The following is a 1,907-nucleotide window of genomic DNA, read 5'->3' on the forward strand; positions in this document are numbered from 1 at the left end:
TTCAAACTTAAAACTGTCAATGATGATGGTAGCACTGGTGAGGAAAAGGTTTACAATAGTGTAGCGGAAGCACTTGCAGGTGTTGCAAGTTCTATTACGAATGTTCACAATGATGTGACCAATGTAGTCAGTGATAGCCTTGCCAAGCAGGATGATAATACGAAGGTTATCAATATTGGTACAGAAGTAGAAGGCAATGAAATCAATATCGCAAATAAAGACAAAGGAGATAGGATTCTTTCCGGTGTGAAAGAAGCCGTGAGAGGTAATGAAGCAGTTAACAAAGGTCAGCTTGATAAAAGTCTGAAGGAGCTTTCTAATAATCTTCAGTCTGATGAATCGGCTGTTGTTCACTATGATAAACAAGGTGATGATAATAGCAGCACTAATTATGCGAGTGTGACTTTGGGTAAAGGTAAGGGTTCTACACCTGTAGGTTTGCATAATGTTGCCGAAGGTCAGATTAGTGAGAATTCGCATGATGCGGTTAATGGCGGTCAGATTTCTAAGGTTTCTCAGGATATTGCGAAATACTTAGGTGGAGGTACAAGCTTTAAAGATGGTACTTTCACGGATCCAACCTATAAATTATCCAGTGTTGATGCAAAAGGCGAGGTAGTAGAAAAATCCTATGGTGATGTTGGTTTAGCCATTGAAGGTATTGATACGAATTTCAAGAATGTGAATAACAACCTAACGAATAAGTTTAATGAACTTACTGAAAACATCACGAATATTACTCAGGAAGTTCAAGGCGATGCGCTGTTGTGGGATAAGGACGCAGAGGCGTTTGTAGCGACGCATGGGGACAATAAAGAGAACAGCAAGCTTACATCACTTGCAGCTGGCTCTATAGTATCAGGCTCGAGTGATGCGATTACGGGTGGACAGATTTATGATCTGCAAAAACAGTTTGCTGGCTATTTTGGTGGTGGTGCTGGTTATAATGAGAAAGGCGAATGGCAAGATCCGGATTTCCAAATTCAGATTTTCAGCAATGATGGTACGAAAGGTGATAAGAAGAGCAGTAATAATGTTGCAGGTGCGTTTAATGACATTAATGACAGCATGAGCACTATCAACGCTCGTATTAAGGAAGTTTCAGAAGGAGTTGCACAAGATTCTTTATCATGGAGCAAGGCTGAAGGTGCTTTTGTCGCCTTGCATGGAGAAAAAAATGGTGAGAAGACACACAGCAAAATCACATCACTTGCAAATGGTGATATCACTAAAGACTCAAGCGATGCTGTAACAGGAAATCAGCTATATGCTCTAGGTAACAGTGTTGCGCAGTCTTTAGGTGGTGATGCTAGTTATGCAGGTGGCGCTTGGACGGCTCCAAGTTTCAAAGTTAAGATTGTTAATGAGGATGGTACTAAAGTTGAAGAGAAGAAGTATGATACTGTATCGGAAGCATTTGCTGGTGTAGGAACATCTTTTGAGAATCTTCAAAAAGAGTTTACTCAAAACAACACGGAGGTTACTGAAAATATTAAGCAGAATGCGTTGTTGTGGAGTGATTCTGAAAAGGCGTTTGTAGCAACACATGGAGAGGGTGATGAGAAAGGCAACAGTAAAATTAAGTTTCTTTCCAATGGAGAGGTTTCTGCAAGCTCAAGTGAAGCGGTCAATGGTTCTCAGCTTTTTGATACGAATAAGACTGTTGCAACTTATTTAGGTGGTGGCGCTGAATATAAGGAAGGTCAATGGAGTGCTCCAAGTTTCAAAGTTAAGATCGTCAAAGAAGATGGCAGTGCCGTTGAAGAGCAAAGTTATGATGATGTTGCGTCTGCCTTTGCTGGTGTTGGTGATTCATTCATGAATATTCATAAAGAGCTTCAGAATGAGATTAATAAAGTTGTAGGAGATAGTCTTGTTAAGCAGGATGATGCTACGAAGGTAATCAA

General features: G+C 40.4%; 1 pseudogene. It reads left to right on the forward strand.

Annotated elements, in window-relative coordinates:
• Window positions 1-1,907, forward strand: a pseudogene (locus ACFINR_RS09250) (hypothetical protein); the annotation flags it as partial.

It is taken from the genome of Bartonella sp. AP19HLJMH (assembly GCF_042196245.1).
Taxonomy (GTDB): Bacteria; Pseudomonadota; Alphaproteobacteria; order Rhizobiales; family Rhizobiaceae; genus Bartonella.